The organism is Methylobacterium sp. NEAU K (genome assembly GCF_030700285.1).
GTDB lineage: Bacteria > Pseudomonadota > Alphaproteobacteria > Rhizobiales > Beijerinckiaceae > Methylobacterium.
Genome location: NZ_JAUYZJ010000006.1, coordinates 34501 through 53929 on the forward strand (window position 1 = coordinate 34501; position 19429 = coordinate 53929).

Consider the following 19429-nt stretch of genomic DNA (forward strand, 5'->3'; position numbering starts at 1 on the left):
CCGAAAACCCGCTCGGCCGCTACTCCTCGGCCGCCGCCTTCCTGGCGGGAGCCTTTCTGGCGTCTGCCTTGGCGGGGGCCGCCTTGTGGGCGGCCGCCTTCGCGGCGGGCTTCGACAGGCCCTTGCCGGGCTTGGCCTCCGGCATGGTCGGGGTCTCGACGGCCGTGTAGGCGCTCGCGCTCCGGGGCAGTGCGTGGGCCGGTTTCGCGGCGACCTTCGCGGTCGGCTTGGCCGCAACCTTGTCGGCATGGGCGGCCTTGGCCCGCTCCAGCTTCGCCTCGCGCGCCTGACGGGCCGCCTGCAGCGCAGCCTCGCGCCGGGCCTTGGCGGCCTCGAGCTTGGCGGCGCGGGTGTTGGCGGCGGCGGCCTTCTCCTCGGTCTCCTGCGCCTCCAGGATCTGCTGGCCCTCCGCGGGATTATGGCCGATCCACACGGCGATCGGCTGGAGCGGCGCGCGCGGCGGGAGGGTCCGGGCGCGCATCGCCGGGTTCGAGAAGGCGGCCAGCGCCAGCGCCGGGGAATTGGCCGCGGACCCGCCGATCAGCTGCGCCGCAGAGGCCGGCGCGCTGATCGCGCCCGCGCCGTCCTCGATCGCCGGGGGCTTCTTGCCGCCGCAGACGTAGGCGCGCATGTCCGGCGGTGCGCCGAGCGCTGAGGCCGGGAGCGCGTCGAGGGTCGGGCTCGTCCAGCCGGCGTCCTGGGTGAACGCGTAGTCGAACAGGTCGGCGGCCTTCACGTCGCGCTCGCGCGGGCTCGGCTGGCCCATCACGATCGTGATGACACGGCGGCCGTTGCGGCTGGCGGTGGCGACCACGTTGAAGCCACCCGAGCAGATGAACCCGGTCTTCATCCCGTCCGCGCCGGGATAGCGCCCGAGCAGGCCGTTGTGGTTGGGCATCACGGCGCGGCCGAACTGGATCGCCGAGATCGAGAACAGGCCATGGGAATCCGGGAAGTCCCGGATCAGCGCCCGGGCGAGCACCGCCATGTCGCGGGCCGAAGTCCACTGGCGCGGGTCGGGCAGGCCGTTGGGATTGTACCAGCGGCTGTCGCGCATGCCGATCCGCTGCGCCGTCGCGTTCATCAGGTCGGCGAAGCCCTCGATCGAGCCGCCGAGATTCTCGCCGATCGCGTAGGCGATGTCGTTGGCCGACTTGACCATGATGATCTTGAGGGCGTTGTCGAGGGTGAGCTGCGTACCCGGCTTGAAGCCCATCTTGGAGGGCGGCTCGGAGGCGGCGGCCGCCGAGATCGTGATCATGGAGTCGAGCGAGACCTTCCCCTGCCGCACCAGGTCCAGGGCGACGTAGGTGGTCATCAGCTTGGTGATCGAGGCCGGATACCAGGGATCGGTGGGGGCCTGGGCGTAGATCACCTTGCCGGAATCGACGTCGGCCACGAGGATCGGCACCGTCACGGCGCTGGCGGCCCGGATGCCGATCAGGCCGGCTCCGAGGAAACCCGTCAACGCCACGAATCCGACGGTGACGCGCCGGAGGAGAGAAGAGGACATTCGAGCCCGACTCGTCAGAGGATCGCCTGGGTCGACACCGCGAGGCGCCGGTCTCCGGCCGTCTGGCCGGGTTCGCACAACCCGGTCGGCCGGGTTCGGTCGCCGCGCTGCATCACGGCATGAACGTGTCTTCCGTGGCAAGAGCAAGGCGAGGCGGCAAAGCGGCCTGCGCGGCTGGGTTGTCGGTGGTCCACAGGCCGCGGACAGCTTATGTGCTTGGCGAGGGTCCGGCGAGGCGGAAGTTTGGGAAAACGGTGGCTTACGCGGTCAAGGAGATCTTCCACACCCTGCAGGGGGAGGGCGCGCAGGCGGGACGGGCGGCGGTGTTCTGCCGGTTCGCCGGCTGCAATCTCTGGTCGGGGCGCGAGTCGGACCGCGCGGCGGCGGCCTGCCGCTTCTGCGATACCGATTTCGTCGGCCTGGACGGGGAGGGCGGTGGTCGCTTCGCCGATGCCGCTTCGCTCGCGGACGCGATCGCCGGCACCTGGATCGGCGGACCGGAGCGCCGCTACGTGGTGTTCACGGGTGGCGAGCCCCTGCTCCAGCTCGACGCAGCCCTGATCGGAGCCGTGCACGCGCGAGGCTTCGAGATCGCGATCGAGACCAACGGCACGCTGCCGGCTCCTCCGGGGATCGACTGGATCTGCGTCAGTCCCAAAGGTGGCAATCCCCTCGCGCAGGAGAGCGGTCACGAGCTGAAGCTGGTCTACCCACAGGAAGACGCCGATCCCGCGGATTTCGTCGGCCTCGCGTTCCAGCACCGTTTCCTTCAGCCGATGGACGGGCCTGACCGGGCCGCCAGCACCCAGGCCGCGATCGAATACTGCCGCCGGGACGCCCGCTGGCGCCTGTCGCTGCAGACCCACAAGATCATCGGCATCCCTTGAGCAGATCAGCGCAAGCTGGGGCGGGGCGCACGGGCCGCGCTCTTCCCATCGTGCAAAAAATCGGAAACGATCGCGGTGACGTTTCAGCCTCGGAACCTTGCCCTTGAGCCTGGACGATCCATCGCCGCTCGCTCAGGGTCGGGCCGAATCGTCGGCCGCCCTCGAGCGTGGCGCCGACGGCCTCTGGCCGATCGATCCGGACCCGCGCTTCACGAGTCTTCCCGGTCGCCAGCGCTGGCGCTTCGCGGATGGACGGCCCGTTGCGGCCGAGGTCGCGGGCATCCGCATCGCCGCGGACGACGCGCGGATCGCCCATCTCGGCATCCGCCGGGACGCGCGAGGCCATCCGTTCCCGGCCGCCTTCGCGCACGCGCCGGAGACCGGTGGCCGGCTGGGGCCGCCCGTGCCTGCACCGGACCCTGATATCCTCGACATCGATGCGGAGAGCGCCGCCGAGGTGCCGCTGCCGAGCGGCGTGCCGGTGCTGGTGCGCGCCGGGCATCCAGCCACGCTCTACTTGTACCAGGAGAACCTGGGCGCGTTCGAGGTCTGGGACGGGCGGGCGTTCGCCGCCATGGGCCGCTTGCCGATAGGCTCGGCGGGATCCGGTGTCGCGGCGAGCCGCCATGGCATGGCCTACACGACCTCCGATGCGCTGGTCTCGCTGCCGCTGCCGCAGCTCGGCCCGCCGCTCGGGCATGCCGAGGCCCGAGCGGCGGGCCTGCGCTTCCTGTCGGCCCCGTGCTGGCGCGGCGCGGAACTGCTCGCCCTGGGCGAACGGGACGGTCGCCTCTCCCTCTGCCGTGGCGCCGCTGGCTCGGACTCGCTCGACCTGCGCGACCTCGGCCGGGCCGCGCCCGGCGGCCGTTTCGCCGGTCCCTGGACGAACCGCCTCGGCGACGCGTTCTGGACCGGCGCTGAGGGCTTCGTCTCGTGCCGGACAATCGGCGACGCGACGAGCTTCAGCCCCTGGCCCCCCGGCTTCGCGGCGATCAGCGCCCAGGCGCCCTGGTGCGATCGCGCCGACATGCACCACCAACTCGGCATGGTCGCGGGCCGCTATTACGTCGCCGCGCTGTCGCCGGATCCGCTCCTCCACCGCCTCGACGGACCGCATCTCGCGGCAGGCAGCGTCACGTATTCGGGCGCCGAGCGCTTCGACGTGCCGTGGCTGGCAGCCGCGGAGGTGCTCAACCTCGGCGTCCATGCGGGCAATCTGATGGTCCCCCTGCTGGCGATGCCGCGCGACACCGTCCTGCTCGCCCTCGACATCGCCGGCCCACGCGGCGGCTTCCTGCGTGGTGAGAGCCTGCCGGCGCCTGTGACCGGTCACGTCCTCCACCACGCCCACGGGGCCGGGCTGCGCCGCCTGCCGATCGGCCTCGCGGTGTCGGCGATCGGCGACGCGCGGGCGCTTCTGCACGACGGGGCGCTCTATCTGTGGAGCTGTTCCGAACGCCGCTGCCACGCTCTGCGGCTGCGCATGTCATGAGACGGACGGTGCTGCAGGCCTTGCTGGCGCTCGTCGCCCTGATGGGCGGCCCTGCGCTCGGGGACGCGCCGGCGCGGCAAGTCTTCCTCGTACAGGATTCCGGCTGGATGGAGCCGTTCCTGACCGCAGGGGGCTCGCAGTTCCGGCCGCTCGTCGAGGCCCTGGTGGACGCCGCCCGCGTGCAGGGCGGCGAGGTGGCCATCGCCAGCTTCGACCAGGACGGGCAGGTCCCCGGCCGCACCTCGCCGCGCATCCTGTACGACGGGCCCTACGAGGCCACGCGTGTCCGGGCGGCGATCACGGCGATCGACCTGCCGCGCAAGGCCGGCAGTTCGGCCTATGCCGACGCCGATTTCAACGGGGCGCTGCTCGGCGCGATCCGCACCGGCCTGCGGCGGCGGGACGGCGTGATCTGGATGGTCACGAACAACAAGAATGCGCCCGGCAACAGCGCCGAGGTCGAGCGCAACACGGCGGCCTTCTACGCGGCGCTTCGCGACTCGGCCGCGATCAGCCGGATCGTCGCCTATCCCGTGCGGATGCCCCTCAAGGGCCGCAACTTCTCGGAGGGCGGCTTCGTCGTCTACGGCATCGGCTACGGCGCGGGCGGGGGGCGGGCGCTCGCGGCCGCCGTGGGATCGCCGGGCCTCAAGGCCCTGTTCAGCCATCCGCCGGTGAGCCTGAAGCCGGTGCTCGCCAGCGGCCTCACACTGCGCTTCGATCGCCTCGATACCGGCGGCCTTCAGGCGGCCCTGGAGAACGGCGTGCTGGTGGTGCGCGGGGCGGATGCCGCCGCCGGGACGGCCCTGCGCCTCACCGCCCACCTGCACAACGGGCTCTATCCCCAGCGCGTCGCCGGTGCGCGGCTCGACCTGCGCTGGAGCGAGGTCGGCGCCGAGGCCGGGCTGGCGCGGGCCGCGGTCTCGCCGGCGGAGATCGCCGATCTGGCGCCGCAGGCCGAGAGCGGTCCCCTCGCCGTGGTGCTGAGCCTGCCGCCGATCCCGCGGCCGAACGGCCTCGCCGGGCTTCTATCCGACCGGCGCGACGTGGACGGCACGCTGACCCTGCGACTGGCGGACTTGCGCCTGGCGCTGGAACCGGCCTTCCTGGAGCGGGTGCGGCCGATCTTCGGCAGCGGCCTCTTCGCCGGGGACCAGATGACGGGGCAGCTCGGGGATGCGAACGCGGTGGAGGGCCGGCTGCCGGGGCTGTTCAGGGACTATCGCGGCGTCTCCGAGGCAGCGGTGAGCCTTCCGGTGCGGATCGAGGTCGCGTTCTCGCCCTGGCCGCTCGTCGTCGCCTCCGCGGGCGCCCTCATGCTCGTCGGTGGGGCCGGCCTCGGGGCGGCGGCCGCCAACCGGGCCAAGTCACACACCGTGATGCTCGGTGCTTTCCCCAAGCGGGCGACCCTGCGGCCGTACCGGGCCCAGGTGTTCCGCGCGCCGGACGGCAGCCGCTGGCAGGTGCGGGCGGGCCTGTGGGGGCCGGCCCGCGCCACCCGCGTGCAGGAGCCCGGACCCGGAGCATGATCGGATTCCTCATCGCCAGCGTCCGGCATCCCGGCGCGATCCGCGTCCAAGCAGGGAATGGGCAGGATTTCACGATTCCGCCGCCCCGGAATCCGGGCTCGCCGGCCGAACCGATCCAGGCCGCGCCGCCTCCGCCGGCCCGGACCGGCACCGGGGCGAGCCCGTTCACAGGCCTCGAGCGGGCGGCCACCACCACGGAGATCGCGATCGGAGCCGCCGCGCTGGTCGTGCTGGCGGCCCTGTTCCTGTTCGTGCGCCAGGGCGTGCGCGCCCACCTGATCAACCGCCGCGCGACGATCGACGCTGCGGACGGCGCGAGCTGGATGCTGTTCTCCGCGCTGATGCTCACCGGGGCGATCCTGGTAAGCGCGACCGTCGGGCGCCTGTGGCAGGCCTGGGCTGGGCTGGCGGCGGGCTTCGCGCTCTGCGCGATCCTGTTCGGCGCAGCCCTGGTGCTGTTCCTGCGCGCACCCGAGCGGAGGCGCTGAGTCGATGACTGACGTGCGGGCCACCGAGACCGAGACGCTCCTGAAGGTGCGCCCGACCGTGTTCGTAGCGCTGGGCGGCACGGGGATGGAGGTCCTGCTGCGCCTGCGCCGCCGCATCCTCCAGGCCGATTGGCACGGGGCGCGGATCAACGGCCTCGACCAGTTCCCGGCCGCCGCCTTCCTGTATTTCGACACCGACACCCTGGAGGCCCGCGAGGCCGGTCGCGCCGCCGCAACCGACGCGCTCTCGGCCAAGGTCGCGTTCCGCGAGGGCGAGACCCTGCAGAAGGCTGTCAACCTCACCCGCTACCAGGCCGAGCGGCGCAGCTACCCGCATATCGACGCGTGGCTGCCGGCCCGTGACCTCTCGCGCATCGACGCCTCGAAGGGCGCCGGGCAGATCCGCGCCATCGCGCGCCTGCTGTTCTTCGATGAGGTGCGCAACTTCCTGGACCGACTCACCGCAAAGGCCGGGGCGGTGCTTGCCAACATGTCCAACGAGGCGCAGCTGCGCGCGCTCGGCCTCGACACCGCCTCGGACCTGCGCGTCGTCGTGGTGGCGTCGGTGGCCGGGGGCACCGGCTCGGGCGCGGTCATCGACGCCGGCTACGCGATCTCCTCGCTGGAGACTCCCAAGCGCCCCGACGCGGTCGACCTCTTCCTGGTCCTGCCTTCGGGCTATGTCGGCGCCAACAAGGACCGCGTCTTCGCCAACGGGGTCGCGACCCTCTCCGAACTCGAATACGCGATGCGCGGCAACCCCGAGCCGCCCTACGTGGAGAGCTGGGGCGACCACGCCCGCGTGGGCCGCGGGGTCGAGCGGCCGTTCACCGACGTCTACCTGTTCGACACCCACAACCTCGCCGACCAGCGCACCGCCGCGATCGGCGACCTCTACGACATGATGGCGGACGTGCTGTTCGAGGATTTCGGCAATTCCGAGTTCTCGGGGCGCAAGCGCTCCACCGGCGTCAACCAGACCCAGCACAAGATGCGCAAATGGGCCCCGCCGAGCCCGGACCGCGCCGGCCGCACCGCCCTGTTCTCGCTGAACTACTCGGCCCTGGGTCAGGCGGTACTGGCCACACGCGGCAGCCTGGAATTCGAGGAGCAGGCCGCCAGGGCCGGCCTGGGCATGGTCGAGGCGTTCTTCGGCGTCGCCCGCGGCCAGGCCGAGCGCCACATCCCCACCGTGGAGGAGCGCGACCGCTTCGCTGCGGACCGGCTTGCCCTGCGCTTCTCGGCCTTCGAGGCCTTCCCGAAGGTGCTCCAGCCGGTCCCGCCCGGCATCCCCGAATACGACCTCGTCGGCACGCTGCTCCAGCGGGCGGACGGCTCCTCGATCCAGGAATCCGTGGCGCTCGCCGTCGAGGAGGCGGTGGACGCGATCAAGACCGAGATCGCGAGCCCCCGGGACTGGGCGCCGAACCTGCGCAAGGAGGCTGAGCGCCTGCGCGATGACATCCTGGGCCGCACCGGCTCTGGCGCCGTCTACGGCCCACGCGGCGCCGAAATCCAGGACGTGCGCGCCAGGCTCGAAGCCACTTGGCTCGCGGGCCGGGACGGCACGCTGCCCGCCGCGCTGTACCGCCTGCTCGACGACCAGGAGCGCGGCGGCCTCGACTACGCCCGCGCGCTGATTGAGGGGGTGACGGACCTGATCGAGGCGGATGGCGGCGCGCTGGCGCGGCTCACCGCCGCAGCCGACACCTACGCGCGGCTCGCCGACGAGATGCTGGCGGAGCATTTCTCCGCCTCGCTCAGCCGGCTCGATCAGGTCCGGCCCGGCCTGATCTTCTCGCACCGGCGCGACGCCGAGCGCTATCTGGAACAGGCACGGGAGGATCTGCGCGGATCGTGTGTCCTGCGCATCCGGTCGGTGGCCGCCCGGGAGGCCGCTGAGCTGCTGCGCCGGGTCTCGGCCAAGCTCGGGTCCCGGATCGGGCGCGACCCGGAGACCGGGCTCGCCCGCTACGACGGCCTGCTCGGCGCCCTGAACCAGGGTCACGACGACGTCGCCCGGCTGATGCGCGAGCTGCGGCTCGACATCGCGGAGATCCGCAACGCCATCGAGCGCCCGTCCGGCGGCACCTTCCTGGTCCTGCCCTCGGGCGACCTGCCCGAGATCGCCGTGGCGCCCGGCGAGCGCCTCGCCTGGGCGCGCGAGGCGTTCCGGGCCTATGGCGGCTCCCGGGCCATCTTCGCGTTGCTGCGCGAGGAGGAAAGCCGGGCCGACCTTCTGAACGCGGTACGCGCCATGGCCCGGCGCCGGCTCGCACCGCACCGCGCCCGGATCCCCTCGGCGCTGGACGCCCTGCGCGAGTTGCCGCCCGCCCGTCAGCGCGAGACCCTGGAGCAGATGCTGCTGCGCTGCATGCCGTGGATCTACGCGCGCTTCGACGCCTTCAGCCCGGGCGGCGACCAGTTCAAGACGATCCTGGCGGTGGAGGGCGCGCGCGCCTTCCAGGCCGAGTTTGGCCCGATCCTGCGGGCGAGCCTGCCGCCGGTGCTGGGCGCCGGCGAGATCGGCTTCCTGGAATCGAGTCAGCGCGGGCGCATCGTCTGCTACTGCGAGTTGTCTGGCGTACCGCTCGACGTGCTCGGCCCCCTGCGGCGCGACTGGCGCAATGCCTACGCACAGGAGCTCGACCGCCTCGACGCGATCCCGCTCCACAACCACAAGGACTATCTCCGCTTTCCGGATCCGGTCGCGCCGTCCGCCGACGAGACCGAGGCACTGCGCGAGACCCTGTCGCTGTTCCTGCGCGCCGCCTGCCTCGGCCTGCTCGAGCGCGCGCCCGAGACCGGGCTTTGGCGTTTCGAGTTCGAGCCCGGCGACTGGCGCAGCATCGGCTCGGAGCGGACCCTGCGGCGCAAGCTGTTCGACCGCATCCAGCGCGAGGCCATCGCGGCGCAGGTCGCCCGAGCCGAGGCGGCGCTGTCGCCGGTCCAGACACTGGCGATGGCCGCGCTCTTCGCCTGGACCGCCAAGCGGGCCTACGCGCCGCGGCGGGAGACGGTGAACTTCGACGCCGAGGCACGGGTGGGCGGAATCGGCCACGCGGTGGCGGAAGCGCTCGCCCGGAGCTGGCGGCGCTCGGCCCCGGAGGCTGGCGGCCTGCCCGGCGATCCGGATCGGCTCCACGACGCGCTGCTGGCCCGCATCGAGGACTGGACCCGGCCGGTCCCGGGCAGCCTCGGCGACGTCCCCCCCGAGGAGGCCAACCGCGACCCGGCCGACCCGCCGGCCCTGCGGGCCGTGGACAAGCGGGTGATCGATCCTTCGGCCTTCACGTCGGAGGGCCTGCTGCGGCTCGCGGGTCCGGAAGCGCCGACCCCGCCACCGCCGCCGGCCGCCCTGTTCTACGTGTACCGCGACGCGGTCGAGGGCCCGTTCCCGCTCTCCGATCTCGTCGCGATGGCGCGGGCAGGTGCCTTGAGCGCGGCCACGCAGATCCACCCGCAGGGCGGCGCCTGGATGTCGGCCGGCGACCACCCGGCGCTGGCCCCGCTGCTCGCGCCGCCACCGCCGCCGCCGGTAGGGTGAGGACTCGCGCTCGGACACGCGGGAGCATGCTTCGGCGATGGGCCCCGCCGGCTGTGCCGACAATGGCACATGAGACGCAGGTCGGAACCGAGGCACGGATCCCCTGTCGGGGAAGGCTACGGTCGATTCGGATAGGCTCGAAACGGAGATGTTCGGCCGCGCCGCGCGCCCTCTGCCCAGCGGAAGAGGGGTGGGGTCAGGGAGGAGCGTCTGTGGCGTCTCGCTCAGGGAGATGTGCGAATACGTCAGCCCGAACTGTCGAGGGAGCCGGCCGCGCCGAGGGAGCCCGAGATGAGAATCCGGTTTCTCATTACCCGCCCATGGCTCGCACCTGCGCGCGCGCCGCCCGGATTGCCGAGCGCGCGAAGCGTCCGTCCGCCAGGTCGGGATCGGGCTCACGGCCTGCCAGCACCGCGCGCCGGAGCGCGACAAGCGCCGGATCGCCCCAGTTGTCGAGCAGTCGCCCGAAGGCGGCGTGACGCGCGCGGTCGAAGGAAGCCGGGGGTCCAGTCCCGGCCCTGCACGGATGCGCCGGATGCAGGATTGCGCAGGGCACCAGCTCCGTCGGGATCGGCGCGGTAGCCGCATGGGTCCGGCCGAGGCGCAGAAGCTTTGGCAGGATATGGGTGTGCGGCCCGGGGGCGGTCGCACCGCCGGCCGGCGGGATCCGCGTGTAGACCTCGATCCGGCCCAACCGGGCCACGAACACCCGGTGGAGATTCCTTTCGAAGAGCGCGGCCGCAACAGGCTGACCGGGCGCGAAGACCGGGCGGCCGATCTCGGCCCGGAAGCGGTCGATCAGGATCGGATCGGCCACGCGCACGCACGCATCCACCGCGCCGAGCCCGAGGCCGAGATCGAACAGGATCGCCGTCCGGTCCCTCGGCCGCGCGGCGGCAGCGTCCGGCCCGAGTTCCGTCAGCACGGTGCGCCGGCCCATCGCACAGGCCGCCGCGGGTAGGCAGAGGGCGACCGCCTGGCTCCAGCCTCCGGAGAAGCCGGTCTCGTAGGCGAACGGCACCAGATCCGGCTTGGAGTCCAGCGCGATCGCGCCCCGGGCCGTCGCCAGCCCGATCCGTCGGTCGTCGAGAAAGCGGGCGGGCTCGTCGGGATCGCGCGCGAAGCCCGCGACCGCACCGTAGCTGCCGAGGCTCCAGGTGCAGGCCGGATCGGTAAGGTGATCGCGCAGCAGGGCCTCCACCGATCCGTCGGTCATCGGCCCCTCTCACGATCAACACCGCAGGCGCCACGCCTTGACACGGCGGGCGAATGACCGGAAGTCGCTGACCGATCATCGAGGTTGGGTTCGGCGAGGCGGGCGTATGGCCCGGGACGACCGAGGCGGAGACGTCCGCGGGACCTCGCGACCGGATCCGCGGGGAAGGACGCGTTGGCATGGACGTGATCGAGACCGAGATTCCGGACGTGAAGCGCATCAGGCTGAAGCGCTTCGGCGACGCGCGCGGCTGGTTCTCCGAGACCTTTCGGGCCGACGTTATGGCGCGGGCCGGGATCGCGACCCCGTTCGTGCAGGACAACCAATCCTTCTCCGCCCCGCAGGGCACGATCCGGGGTCTGCACTTCCAGGTCGCGCCCCAGGCGCAGGCCAAGCTGATCCGCGTGCTCCAGGGCGCGATTCTCGATGTGGCGGTCGATATCCGCAGCGGCTCGCCGACCTACGGCAAGTACGTAGCCGTGCCACTCGACGCCGATAACGGCGATCAGCTCTACATCCCGCACGGCTTCGCCCACGGCTTCTGCACGCTGACCCCAGACGCCATGGTCGCCTACAAGGTCGACGCCTACTACAGTCCCGAGCACGACCGCGCGCTCGCCTGGGACGATCCAGAGATCGGGATCCCGTGGCCGGTCTCGGGCGAGGCGGCGATCCTGTCCGACAAGGACCGTCGCGCGCCCCGGCTCGCAGACCTCGGACGGGTGTTCTGAACCCGTTCGACCGGCCGTGATGCGGCCGGGCCGCATTTTCGTCACGCCGGGCGGTCTTTAGCTGTCCGCGCCCATCCTGCCATCGACCGATCCGAAGAGGTAACCCGCCATGCGCATCCTGGTGACCGGAGGCTGCGGCTTCATCGGCTCGGCGCTGGTGCTGCACCTCGTCCACGATCTCGGCCACGAGGTCTGCACGCTCGACGCGATGACCTACGCGGCCAACCCGGTTTCGCTGGCCTCGCTCGCGAACAATCCCCGCCACCGCCTGGTCGAGGCCGATATCTGCGACCGTGCCGCCGTGCAGGCGGCCTTCGCGGAGTTCCGGCCCGAGACCGTGATGCACCTAGCCGCCGAGAGTCACGTCGACCGCTCGATCACCGATCCGGGCGCCTTCGTGCGGACCAACGTCATCGGCACCCAGACCATGCTGGACGGCGCCCGCCAGCATTTCGAATCCCTGCCGGAGGCGGGGAAAAAGGCCTTCCGCTTCCTCCACGTCTCCACCGACGAGGTCTACGGCTCGCTGCCGCCGGGTGGCTTCTTCACCGAGGAGAGCCGCTACGACCCGCGCTCGCCCTACTCGGCCTCCAAGGCCGCCTCCGACCATCTCGCTCGCGCCTGGCACGAGACCTACGGCCTGCCGGTGCTGGTGACCAACTGCTCGAACAATTACGGCCCGCGCCACTTCCCCGAGAAGCTGATCCCGCTGATGATCCTCAACGCGCTGGAGGGCCGGGCCCTGCCGGTCTACGGCGACGGGATGAACGAGCGCGACTGGATCCACGTGGAGGACCACGCCAAGGGCCTCGTGGCCGTGCTGGAGCGCGGGCGGGTCGGCCAGACCTACCTGCTCGGCGGGCGCGCGGTGCGCAACAACCTCGCGGTGGTCAAGGCGCTGTGCGCGGCCTTCGATCGGCTGCGCCCCCAGAATGCCCCCCACGACAAGCTGATCAGCTTCGTCGCCGACCGGCCGGGCCACGACCGCCGCTACGCCATCGACTGCACCAAGGCCGAGACCGAGCTCGGCTGGCGGCCGCAGAAGACCTTCGAGCAGGCGCTGGAGGAGACCGTGGCCTGGTATCTCGACAATGAGAGCTGGTGGCGCCCGATCCGCGAAGGCCGCTACAAGGGCGAGCGCCTGGGGCTGAACGCCTGATGGAGATCCTCGTCCTCGGCGGCGCCGGGCAGGTCGGCACCGAGCTGCGGGCCCTGTCGTGGCCGGAAGGCGTGTCCGTGCACGCGCCGGGCCGTGCCGAGCTCGACATCACCGATGCGGATGCGGTCGCCGGCGCCCTCGAGGCGCGCGATTACCGGGCGGTGATCAACACCGCCGCCTACACGGCCGTCGACAAGGCCGAGTCCGACGTGGTCGAGGCGTGGCGCCTGAACGCGCTCGCCCCTGCGATCCTCGCGGCCGCGACGGCCCGGAGGAAAATCCCCCTCGTGCAGGTGTCGACCGACTACGTCTTCGCCGGCACGAAGCCGGACGGAGCCTACGCGCCCGACGCGCCGATCGAACCGCAGAGCGTCTACGGGGCCAGCAAGGCCGCCGGCGAGTTGGCGGTGCGCACCGCCAACCCGCGTCACGCGATCGTGCGCACCGCCTGGGTGGTGAGCCCACACCGGGGCAACTTCGTCAAGACGATGCTGCGGCTGGCCAGCGAGCGCGACGTCCTGACGGTGGTCGACGACCAGCACGGCTGCCCGACCTCGGCCGCCGACCTCGCGGCCGCGCTGGGGGCGATCGCCCTACGCATGGCCGGAGACGAGGCCGCGCCCACCGGCACGTTTCACTGCGTGAATGCCGGCTCGACCACGTGGTCCGGCTTCGCCGAGGCGATCGTGGCGGGCGCGGCCCGGCGCGGCGGGCGCACCGTGCCGGTCAAAGGCATCCCGACCTCGGCCTATCCGACCCCGGCCCGGCGACCGGCCAATTCGCGCCTGTCCACCGACAGCCTCACGGCCGCCTACGGAATCGCGCCGCGACCCTGGCAGGCTGCGCTCGACGACATCCTGGACCGGCTCGTGGGGCCGGTCCAAAACGGACGTGCGTGAGGCGATTCCGCTTCGATGATCGAGTCTGCATCGTTTTCGCCGCCGAGGCGGGGGTCGCCTCGGCGGCGAAAACGATGCCTGGAAGGAGTTTCTACGCGATGAAGGGCATCGTTCTGGCAGGCGGCTCCGGCACGCGGCTGCACCCGGCCACGCTGTCGATCAACAAGCAGCTGCTGCCGGTCTACGACAAGCCGATGATCTACTACCCGGTCTCGGTGCTGATGCTCGCCGGCATCCGGGAGATCCTGATCATCTCCTCGCCGGAGCACCTCGACAACTACAAGCGCCTGTTCGGCACCGGCGAGCAGTTCGGCCTGACCTTCTCCTACGCGCTGCAGCCGCGGCCGGAGGGCCTCGCCCAGGCCTTCGTGATCGGGCGCGACTTCGTCGGTGACGACGACGTCGCGCTGATCCTCGGCGACAACCTGTTCTTCGGCGCCGGCATGGGCGACCTGCTGGAGCGCGCGCGTGGGCGCAAGGAGGGCGCGACGGTGTTCGCCTACCACGTCGACAACCCGCAGGCCTACGGCGTGGTCAGCCTCGACAAGACCGGGCGCGCGACGCGCATCGTGGAGAAGCCGACGAAGCCGGATTCGACCTGGGCGGTCACCGGCCTGTATTTCTACGACAATCAGGTGCTCGACATCGCCGCCGACGTGAAGCCATCGGCCCGGGGCGAACTCGAGATCACCAGCGTGAACGAGGCCTACCTGCAGCGCGGCCAGCTGCATGTCGAGCGCATGTCGCGCGGCTACGCATGGCTCGACACCGGGACCCACGACAGCCTGCTGGAGGCCAGCGAGTTCGTCCGCACCCTGCAGAACCGCCAGGGGCTCCAGGTCGCCTGCCTGGAGGAGATCGCCTACCTCCAGGGCTTCATCAACCGCGCGCAGCTCATCGCCCGCGGCGAGATGTTCGCCAAGACCAATTACGGCCAGAATCTGCTCAGGCTCGCCCGTGAGAGCGAGGACGAACTCCGGCTGCGCTGAAAACCGGACGATCGGGCCGGCCCATCGCCGAAACACGCAGCCTATTTCGGGCTGCAGCCGATACAGATCCCGCGGGAAATCTTGTCGTCCTGCACCTGTTCCTGGGTCCGGTCGCGTCGGTCCCCCGGGGTGGCGGCGCCCGCTCCGGCGCCCGGCGGCATGGTGCGCCCGACCGTCGAGGTGTGCGGGGCCGTGACCGTCGATGTCGGACCGCCGCCGGTGCCGGTCTGGGCCTGCGCCGAGGCGGCCGTCGTGCCCAGCGCCGGCATCAGGATCGAGAGGCCGAGGATCGTGATCGCGCGGTTCATCGTGTCGGAATCTCCTTGTCGGGGCCTAACGCGAGCGTGACCGCCCGGTTCGCGCGACCGCGCGATCTCTCCGTTTGTTCGCCTTTGCAGACCGGGTACGTGGCCGTATCAGAGGGCCGCACGCCTCCTTCCAGAGTCGAAACCCCGGAGCCGCCGCAACAATGCGGGACCCCAACGCGATCGACTTCTGGCGCGGCTTCGCGCTCGTCACGATCTTCATCAACCACGTGCCGGGCAACGCCTTCGAGCGCTACACCTTCTCGCAATACGGCATCTCGGACGCGGCCGAGTTGTTCGTGTTCCTGGCGGGCTGGTCGATCGGCATCGCCACGAGCGGGCGCGACGGGCGACCGGAGCCTCCGGGCCGGAGCGTGGTGCGGCTGCTCGCCCGCACCGTGGAGGTCTACCGGGCCCAGCTCACGGTCATGCTGCTCGCGCTGGCGATCATCGCCGGCTCGGCGCTGCTGCTCGACAACCCGCTGATCCTCGAATGGCACAACGCCGGCGGCTTCTTCGCCGACCCGATCCAGTCGGTCTGCGGCATGGCGCTGCTGACCTACCAGCTCGGCTACTTCAACATCCTGCCGCTCTACGTGGTGCTGCTCGGCGTCGCCCCGCTCTTCGTGCTGGTCGGACGCGTGAGCCTGCTCGCGGCCCTGGCCCTGTCCGGGTCGGTCTACCTCGCGAGCCTTGTGTTCGAGTGGAACCTGCCGTCCTGGCCCGGGGAAGGAGACTGGTTCTTCGATCCGCTGTGCTGGCAGGTGCTGCTGGTGCTGGGTTTCGTGCTGCAGGGCTGGAACCGGCGCTCCGATGCCCTGCGCCGCTGGTCGCGCCGGCTGTTTCCCGCCGGTCTCGTGATCGTCTGCCTGGGGATCGTGCTCGCCGTGACCGGCATACGACCGGATCCGCTGATCGTGCCCGAGCCGCGCCTGCTGTTCACCTTCGAGAAGACCTACCTGACGCCGGCCCGGCTTCTCCATTTCCTGGGGGTATTGCTCGCGTTTGCCCCCGTCTACGCAATCCTGGCACCCCGAATCGGCGCTATGGTCGGCTATCTGACCCAGCTGGGTCGAAACTCCCTGGCCGTCTTCTCCATGGGCTCGATCCTGAGTCTGATTGGGCAGCTCGTGCGTTTTCAGACTGGCGGCGGCTTGCTGATCGATGTGCTGGTGGCCAGCAGCGGCGTAGTCGGACTGGGGTTCACCGCATGGTTCGTCGAATGGCGCACCCGCAGCAAGTCGTCCCGGGCCCGCGCGTGAGGCCCGCGCACCGGCGAGCGCCGATCGGTCATGGCGCTTCGGGTCGCCGCTGGGGCGTCGCCGCCCTGCTCCTGGCCGTCCTCGCGCCGCCAGCGGCCGCGGAGCAGCCGGTGGATCCGGGATCGGACGGGATGAGCCTGTCGCAGGAATGCCGGGTCCCGGGTGCGCAGCTCTACACGGTGGCCAAGCTGCCGGCGGTCAGGGCAGCCATGGACGAGAACCGCCCGCTGAAGCTGCTGGCGATCGGCGGCAGCGCGGCGCCGGGCGCGTCGGCCTCGTATCCGGCCAAACTCGAGGCCGCCCTGGAGCACACGCTGCCGAAGACCGATGTGGTGATCGACCATCGCGGCCTTCCGGGCGAGATCGCCTCCGGGGCGGCCGAGCGCCTGCGCACCATGGTGGCGGAGGCCGAGCCCGACCTGGTGATCTGGCAGGTCGGGACCCACGACGCCATCGCCCGGGTGGATGCCGATGCGTTCGCGAGCGCGCTCAGCGAGGCGGTGGCCTGGATCCGGTCGCACGGGATCGACGTCGTACTGGTCGATCCGATCTACACCGCCAGCATGGCGGCGGATGTCGACTACAACCGGATCGTCGACGCGGTCCGGACGGTGGCCGGGCAGCAGCAGGTGCCGCTGGTGCGGCGCTACGAGGCCCTGCACTACCTGTCGAGCCGCAGCGACAAGGGCGAGGGGCATATGCTCGGCCGTCAGTTTCGGCTCAACGATCTCGGGCTGCGCTGCATGGCCGAGCATGTCGCGCTGACGATCGCCACCTCGCTGATGCGCACCGAATCCGGCACAAACCCGAAGGCCGATCCCGGCGCGCCGCCCTTAACCGTGCCGCAACGCGCGCCAGGCTAGACCGGGCCGGCCTCAGACCGGCGTCCCGCGGTCCTACGGCCAGGCGCGGAGCGCTTAGTGACAGCCACGGCTCTCCCGGCCCTCGTGTTCAGCCGCCTGCATGCGCTGCGGGCCGGGCCGGCGCGGACCGCGCTCACGGTCTTCGCGATCCGCGTCGGTTCGGCCGGTTTCGCCTACGGCACGCAGGTCCTGGCGGCACGCCTCATGGGCTGGGACGCGTATGGTGTGTTCGCCTCCGTTTGGGTCTGGACCGCGATGCTCGGCCACACGCTGACCCTCGGCCTGTCTCAGGGCGCCTGCCGGTTCGTGCCCGGGGATCAAGCCCGGGGCGATCTCGACCTCGCCCGCGGCTATATCCGGGCCGGCGCGCTGGTCACGAGCGGCGCGGCGCTAGCCGTGGCAGGCCTCGGGGCGGCGCTGCTGGTGCTGGAGCCCGGCCTGTTCGCGCCGGACTACCGGGCACCGATCGCGGTCGCGGCCTGCGTGATGCCGCTCTTCGCGCTCCAGGACTTTCTGGAGGGCGTGGCGCGCAGCCAGAACTGGCTCGGGCTCGCCATCGCGCCGCCCTACCTGCTACGCCAGACCCTGCTCATGGCCTGCATGGTCGGGGCCGTCCTGGCCGGGGCACCGCCTCGGGCCGAGGTCGCGATGGGCTGCATGCTGGTCGCGGCGGCTATCGCCACCGCGCTTCAGGCCGGCCTTCTGGCGGCGCGCCTCCGGGTGGACCTGCCTCCCGGACCGCATCGCTATCACTGGCGGACTTGGCTCGGCACGAGCCTGCCGATCGCCGGGATAGACCTGTCGAATGCCGGTTTCACCTTCGTCGACGTAATCGTGCTCGGCGCCCTGGTGAGCCCGGCTGAGCTCGGCCTCTACTTCGCGGCGACGCGGATCCAGCAATTCGTCGTGTTCGTGCATTTCGCCGCCAGCGCCGCGACGCTCCAGCGCTACAGCGCGGCTCAGGCGGCGGCCGACCGCCCTCTGCTCGCCGATCTCGTGCGTCGGCAAGGCCGCCTGACCGCGGCCGCCACCATGCTCGTCGGCTGCGCAATCCTGGCGGCAAGCCCGCTGCTGCTGGCCATGTTCGGTCCGGGTCTCGGCTCGAGCGTGCCGATCCTGTGCGTGCTCGTGGCCGGAAGCGTCGCGGCGAGCCTGTTCGGGCCGGGAGAAGACCTCCTGACCATGCTCGGCGGCGAGCGGCTCTGCGCCGGGATTACCGCGGGGATGCTGCTCGCCGCCGCGGCCCTGTGCCTCGCGCTGGTCCCGTCCCTGGGGACCCTGGGCGCGGCGCTCGCCGTGGCGGTGGCGACTGTTCTGCGCGCGCTACTTCTGGCCCGCGCCGCGGGCCAGCTGCACGGCCTCACGACCCCGATCTGGTCCGCGGGAGCGACCCGATGAAACTGCCGGCCTTCGCCTCGCGCGGCCTGTCCGACCTGTCGGTCTCGGTCGACGACGCGCCGGATCCTGCGGCCTGGGACGCCCTGTTCGCGGAAGCGCGCGCGCCGCACCCGCATTTCGGCCGCCACGTCGTGGAGGCGCACCGGGCCGCCGGCCTGCTGCCTGAGGCCCTGCGCTACGTCACGGTCCGGCGCAGAGACCGCCTCGTCGCGCTCCTGCCCTTCGCGCTGCGGCGGGACCTCACGGGGCTCGGGGGCCGGATCGCGCGGCCGTTCCTGTCCCCCTTCGTGACCGCCACCGCGCCTCTCGTCGCCGACGATCCGGAGCGCGCAGCGACCGCGCAGGCGCTCGTCGCAGGCCTGGAAGCGGCCTGCGATGGCGGGGCCTGGCGGTGGCCGCTGCTGCCGATCGCGGAGGGTGCCGTCCCGGAGATGCTGACGGCTATGCACGCGCGCGGCTGGACGACCGGCACCGTCGCGGCCTTCGAGCGCCCGATCCTGGAGCGCCGAGCCGACCAGGAATGCTTCCTCGCCGGGCACCCGAACCGGTCCAGGTTCAAGGACCTGCGCCGCCGGAGCCGCCGCCTGGCGGAGACCGGAACCCTCGCCCATGTCAGCGCCGAGAACGGACCGGATCTCGGCCGCCTCGTCGCGGCCTTCCTCCGCCTGGAGCGTGCGGGCTGGAAGGGGGAGGGCGGCACCGCGATGGCCTGCAGGCCGGAAACCGCCGCGCTCGCTCACGCCCTGTTCGCCGAAGCGCCGGGGCCCATCCGTGTCCGCGCGGATGCACTCACCCTCGATGGGCGCCCGATTGCGGTCAGCCTCGCCCTGCTCGGCGGTGGCACGGCGACGCTGCTCAAGACCGCTTACGACGAGAAACTGCGCAGCTACGCCCCGGGCCTGCTGCTGGAGGCGGAGATCGTACGCGCCTGTCACGAAACCGGATTTGCCCAACGGCTCGATTCGGCGACGCTGGAAGGCTCGGCGCTGGAGAGCCTCTATCGCGAGCGGACATCGGTGGTCGAGATCATCGCCCTGCCGCCCGGCCGCCGGGCGATCTCCCTGGAGCGGCGCCTGCGCCTTGCCCGGTTCGAGGGCGCGGCGCGCGCCGCCGCCAAGCGCGCGTTGCGGCGGCAGTAGAGCCGGCCGGGG

General features: G+C 71.7%; 16 protein-coding genes. 13 read left to right on the top strand and 3 right to left on the bottom strand.

Translation table 11 applies throughout. The features are described from left to right. Positions 1-19: 19 nt before the first annotated feature. Positions 20-1513, bottom strand: coding sequence for a D-alanyl-D-alanine carboxypeptidase family protein (locus Q8W67_RS06560; protein WP_305542560.1), 1494 nt, complete (start codon positions 1511-1513; stop codon positions 20-22). A 254-nt stretch (positions 1514-1767) separates the two neighbouring features. Between Q8W67_RS06560 and queE the strand changes: the two genes are divergently transcribed. The 5 genes from queE to Q8W67_RS06585 all read left to right on the top strand — a co-directional run bounded on the left by queE (position 1768) and on the right by Q8W67_RS06585 (position 9456). Beyond that, positions 1768-2400 carry a 7-carboxy-7-deazaguanine synthase gene (gene queE, locus Q8W67_RS06565; RefSeq protein ID WP_305542563.1) on the top strand — a complete coding sequence of 211 codons (633 nt, stop codon included), beginning with the start codon at positions 1768-1770 and terminating at the stop codon, positions 2398-2400. A 103-nt stretch (positions 2401-2503) separates the two neighbouring features. Beyond that, positions 2504-3892, top strand: coding sequence for a hypothetical protein (locus Q8W67_RS06570; protein ID WP_305542566.1), 1389 nt, complete (start codon positions 2504-2506; stop codon positions 3890-3892). A gap of 8 nt (positions 3893-3900) precedes the next feature. Continuing rightward, the gene (locus Q8W67_RS06575) at positions 3901-5421 is read left to right on the top strand and encodes a hypothetical protein (protein ID WP_305542569.1); all 1521 of its coding nucleotides are present in this window, start codon (positions 3901-3903) and stop codon (positions 5419-5421) included. Beyond that, positions 5418-5909 (top strand): hypothetical protein, encoded by a 492-nt coding sequence (locus tag Q8W67_RS06580; RefSeq protein ID WP_305542572.1) that lies wholly within the window; start codon positions 5418-5420, stop codon positions 5907-5909. Before Q8W67_RS06575 ends, Q8W67_RS06580 begins: the two co-directional genes overlap by 4 nt. A gap of 4 nt (positions 5910-5913) precedes the next feature. Continuing rightward, on the top strand, positions 5914-9456 hold the full coding sequence (locus Q8W67_RS06585) for a tubulin-like doman-containing protein (protein ID WP_305542575.1): 3543 nt from the start codon (positions 5914-5916) through the stop codon (positions 9454-9456). A 310-nt stretch (positions 9457-9766) separates the two neighbouring features. Here Q8W67_RS06585 and Q8W67_RS06590 read toward each other — a convergent pair whose 3' ends face one another. After that, positions 9767-10672, bottom strand: coding sequence for a hypothetical protein (locus Q8W67_RS06590; RefSeq protein WP_305542578.1), 906 nt, complete (start codon positions 10670-10672; stop codon positions 9767-9769). Positions 10673-10851: 179 nt separating this feature from the next. On the opposite strand from Q8W67_RS06590, the gene rfbC reads away from it, so the two are divergent. From rfbC to rfbA, 4 genes are all read left to right on the top strand, one after another. After that, positions 10852-11403: a dTDP-4-dehydrorhamnose 3,5-epimerase gene (gene rfbC, locus Q8W67_RS06595; RefSeq protein WP_305542580.1), complete on the top strand. Its 552-nt coding sequence runs from the start codon at positions 10852-10854 to the stop codon at positions 11401-11403. A gap of 109 nt (positions 11404-11512) precedes the next feature. Then, positions 11513-12562, top strand: coding sequence for a dTDP-glucose 4,6-dehydratase (gene rfbB, locus Q8W67_RS06600; protein WP_305542584.1), 1050 nt, complete (start codon positions 11513-11515; stop codon positions 12560-12562). Next, entirely contained in the window at positions 12562-13461 is a 900-nt protein-coding gene (gene rfbD / locus Q8W67_RS06605; protein ID WP_305542587.1) for a dTDP-4-dehydrorhamnose reductase, read from the top strand. Before rfbB ends, rfbD begins: the two co-directional genes overlap by 1 nt. Before the next feature lie 98 nt (positions 13462-13559). Then, positions 13560-14450 carry a glucose-1-phosphate thymidylyltransferase RfbA gene (rfbA, locus tag Q8W67_RS06610; RefSeq protein WP_305542589.1) on the top strand — a complete coding sequence of 297 codons (891 nt, stop codon included), beginning with the start codon at positions 13560-13562 and terminating at the stop codon, positions 14448-14450. A 41-nt stretch (positions 14451-14491) separates the two neighbouring features. Here the strand turns inward: rfbA and Q8W67_RS06615 are convergent, their stop codons facing one another. Beyond that, entirely contained in the window at positions 14492-14758 is a 267-nt protein-coding gene (locus Q8W67_RS06615; RefSeq protein WP_305542592.1) for a hypothetical protein, read from the bottom strand. 161 nt (positions 14759-14919) lie between these two features. Here Q8W67_RS06615 and Q8W67_RS06620 point away from each other — a divergent pair, with 161 nt between their 5' ends. The 4 genes from Q8W67_RS06620 to Q8W67_RS06635 all read left to right on the top strand — a co-directional run bounded on the left by Q8W67_RS06620 (position 14920) and on the right by Q8W67_RS06635 (position 19417). Beyond that, positions 14920-16017: an OpgC family protein gene (locus tag Q8W67_RS06620; protein WP_305542595.1), complete on the top strand. Its 1098-nt coding sequence runs from the start codon at positions 14920-14922 to the stop codon at positions 16015-16017. A 110-nt stretch (positions 16018-16127) separates the two neighbouring features. After that, positions 16128-16880, top strand: a complete 753-nt coding sequence (locus Q8W67_RS06625; RefSeq protein ID WP_370693828.1) for an SGNH/GDSL hydrolase family protein — start codon at positions 16128-16130, stop codon at positions 16878-16880. 57 nt (positions 16881-16937) lie between these two features. After that, entirely contained in the window at positions 16938-18278 is a 1341-nt protein-coding gene (locus tag Q8W67_RS06630; RefSeq protein ID WP_305542600.1) for a lipopolysaccharide biosynthesis protein, read from the top strand. Further along, entirely contained in the window at positions 18275-19417 is a 1143-nt protein-coding gene (locus tag Q8W67_RS06635) for a GNAT family N-acetyltransferase (RefSeq protein WP_305542603.1), read from the top strand. Before Q8W67_RS06630 ends, Q8W67_RS06635 begins: the two co-directional genes overlap by 4 nt. Positions 19418-19429 lie beyond the last annotated feature (12 nt).

Bases quoted from the DNA above. Each gene is read 5' to 3' on its own strand.
- Q8W67_RS06560 (WP_305542560.1), bottom strand. From the start codon at position 1,513: ATGTCCTCTTCTCTCCTCCGGCGCGTCACCGTCGGATTCGTGGCGTTG.
- Q8W67_RS06580 (WP_305542572.1), top strand. From the start codon at position 5,418: ATGATCGGATTCCTCATCGCCAGCGTCCGGCATCCCGGCGCGATCCGC.
- Q8W67_RS06585 (WP_305542575.1), top strand. From the start codon at position 5,914: ATGACTGACGTGCGGGCCACCGAGACCGAGACGCTCCTGAAGGTGCGC.
- Q8W67_RS06590 (WP_305542578.1), bottom strand. From the start codon at position 10,672: ATGACCGACGGATCGGTGGAGGCCCTGCTGCGCGATCACCTTACCGAT.
- rfbC (WP_305542580.1), top strand. From the start codon at position 10,852: ATGGACGTGATCGAGACCGAGATTCCGGACGTGAAGCGCATCAGGCTG.
- rfbB (WP_305542584.1), top strand. From the start codon at position 11,513: ATGCGCATCCTGGTGACCGGAGGCTGCGGCTTCATCGGCTCGGCGCTG.
- rfbD (WP_305542587.1), top strand. From the start codon at position 12,562: ATGGAGATCCTCGTCCTCGGCGGCGCCGGGCAGGTCGGCACCGAGCTG.
- rfbA (WP_305542589.1), top strand. From the start codon at position 13,560: ATGAAGGGCATCGTTCTGGCAGGCGGCTCCGGCACGCGGCTGCACCCG.
- Q8W67_RS06615 (WP_305542592.1), bottom strand. From the start codon at position 14,758: ATGAACCGCGCGATCACGATCCTCGGCCTCTCGATCCTGATGCCGGCG.
- Q8W67_RS06620 (WP_305542595.1), top strand. From the start codon at position 14,920: ATGCGGGACCCCAACGCGATCGACTTCTGGCGCGGCTTCGCGCTCGTC.
- Q8W67_RS06635 (WP_305542603.1), top strand. From the start codon at position 18,275: ATGAAACTGCCGGCCTTCGCCTCGCGCGGCCTGTCCGACCTGTCGGTC.